The organism is Megasphaera sp. DJF_B143 (genome assembly GCF_900320625.1).
GTDB classification, from domain to species: domain Bacteria; phylum Bacillota; class Negativicutes; order Veillonellales; family Megasphaeraceae; genus Megasphaera; species Megasphaera hexanoica.
Map to the genome: position 1 here is coordinate 1 of NZ_ONTA01000267.1, position 2,344 is coordinate 2,344.

Here is a 2,344-nt window from a genome sequence, read left to right on the forward strand (position 1 = left end):
ACTTAACTTCAAAACATCACATTGCCCATCATGAAGTATTGTCGCACGTGTGCTGACTGGAGGAACTGTTTTATTGGCAATGAAGGCGGTAAGACGAGTGATATCCCGATGTTTAGGATGAAGACCTGTTATTGTGCCATCATCCTCTATACCAAGATACAGATCACCACCTTCTGTATTGGCAAAAGCTACAACAACATCAATAATATCGTTATCAGATAAACAATTTCTGTCGCTTTTAAATTCTACGGTCAAGCTTTCTTTGGTGGGAAACATACACATCGTATCACATCCTTTGCATTGATTCTAACACACACGTGCGTTAGAATCAATAGACCCTAACGCATATGTGCGTTAGGGTGTATTAAGGTGTGTGTTGAAATGTCGTTTTTTCCCTTATGTACACTACATCATCATACCATGGTCACGACGTATGCCAGGGCTTTGGCGCGGGCATACAGTGATTCTACGCTGGCGTATTCTTCCGGACTGTGATGACGACTGCCTTCAACCCCCATGGCACAGATAGTCGGTACGCCGGCAGCTACGGTATAGGCCGAATCAGATCCACCGCCGACGGTGATACCACTGGGGCGGGGCATACCGAAAGATGCATACGCATCTTGGACTTTGGCCAGCAGACCATCGGTTTCTGTCATCCGTTCCATGGGGATGCAGCACGAAAGCCGCGTCAGAGATGTCTTTGTCCCATTGACATAGGTCGTATGGGCTACGTCCTGTAATTTCGCTTCAATATTGAGGACATACTCTTTCTTGAGATAGCGGACATCGATGAGGATAGACGCCGTATCTGGGACGGCATTGGCTACGGTACCGCCGGAAATGACACCTACATTATAGGTCGTTCCCTGCTGCCAATCCGTCAGATTCTGGATAGCAATGACCTTGTGAGCCACTTCCAGGATAGCACTGCGGCCTTTTTCCGGTTCATTTCCTGCATGAGCCGCAATACCGGTGACATCCATGCGATAGGTCAGTGCCCCTTTGCGCTGGACGACGACTTCATTTCCCAGACGGCCGCTTTCGCAGTTAAAGGCAGCTACGGCTCCCCGGGCTTGTTCCATGATCTGCTGGTCGCAGTCAGAATCGCAGTGACCTACCTCTTCATCACCGGCCAGGACGAGGCGGACCGGTCGTTTGGCCCAGCCCGCTTCTTTCAATGCTTTCATGGCAAATACGGCAATGGTTACGCCGCCTTTCATATCGAGGACACCGGGACCATAGGCCTTGCCATCCCGCAGGGTAAACGGCCGGGCTGCTACGGTACCATCAGGGAATACCGTATCCATGTGTCCCAAGAGGAGAACCGGGGCTTCCGGTACGTCTTCATTCAGGACCGACACGAGCATATTGCCGGCCCGTTTCATTTCGTGGATTTCCGTATGGGCCCCAATCGTATCCAGTTCTTCCTGTACCCGGTGCGCCACGGCATCGACACCGGCCTTATTGGCTGAACCGCTTTCTATCTGTACCAGCTGCCGCCAGAAATCTATCATGGCGTCGCGGTGCCCATCTATATAGACAGCAATCTGTTTCCGTATATCTTCCATTGTATATCACTCCTTTATACCATGTTCCCCTATATCATAGCACAAGGTCCGGAAAAAGATAGTTTGCAGTCCCGAGTTTGCAGAGGAAAGACCGCTGGCCGGGGAAGGCCAGCCGTTAGCAGTCAGCAGCTAACGGCTGGTGGTCAGTAGGGCTTTGCCGTTTCTGCGCGTAAAACGGGGCTGTACCCTAATGAGCTTTTCAGCCATTGGGGTACAGCCCCTGTCTCTGATCTGACACTGCCGGATTATTTTCCCTGCAAACTAATTACTGGTCACTATCTTTCCCCGCCTGCGACGGCTTCGCGGCCTTTCTGGAAGGCCTTGAGATTGACATCGACGAATTTCGGTTTGACCGTACGGGAAATGAAGTCCGACCAGTCCAGGTTGGTCAGGCCCAGTGCCTGGACGAGAGCCCCCAGGAGTACGACGTTGGCACTCTTGGGATTGCCGATTTCCGTAGCAATGCGGGTAGCATCGAGGTCGAGTACAGGGAAATCTTTTTTCAGTGATTCAATAATGTGTTCCGGATAGGCAACCTGACCGGAGAGGACCGGCAGGGACGGGATGCAGAGCCGGTTGATGACCATCTTGCCATCGGGTTTCAGGAATTTGGCATAGCGGGCCGCTTCCATTTCTTCAAAGGCGACGAGGATATCTGCCATGCCTTCCCCGATAATCGGAGAGTAGACCTTTTTCCCGAAGCGGACCTGGGTGCTGACGCTGCCGCCACGCTGGCTCATGCCATGTACTTCCGACATTTTTACATCATATCC

The 2,344-nt window shown here is 51.7% G+C and carries 3 protein-coding genes; all 3 read right to left on the reverse strand.

The genetic code is table 11. The features are described from left to right. A partial coding sequence (locus tag DBO31_RS07810; protein ID WP_234995436.1) for a helix-turn-helix domain-containing protein occupies positions 1-276 on the reverse strand: 276 nt, incomplete at its 3' end. 137 nt (positions 277-413) lie between these two features. Beyond that, positions 414-1,571, reverse strand: coding sequence for a M20 family metallopeptidase (locus DBO31_RS07815; protein ID WP_200817497.1), 1,158 nt, complete (start codon positions 1,569-1,571; stop codon positions 414-416). Positions 1,572-1,846: 275 nt separating this feature from the next. Continuing rightward, positions 1,847-2,344 (reverse strand): indolepyruvate oxidoreductase subunit beta (locus DBO31_RS07820; RefSeq protein WP_150824867.1); only part of this gene is annotated, 498 nt, incomplete at its 5' end.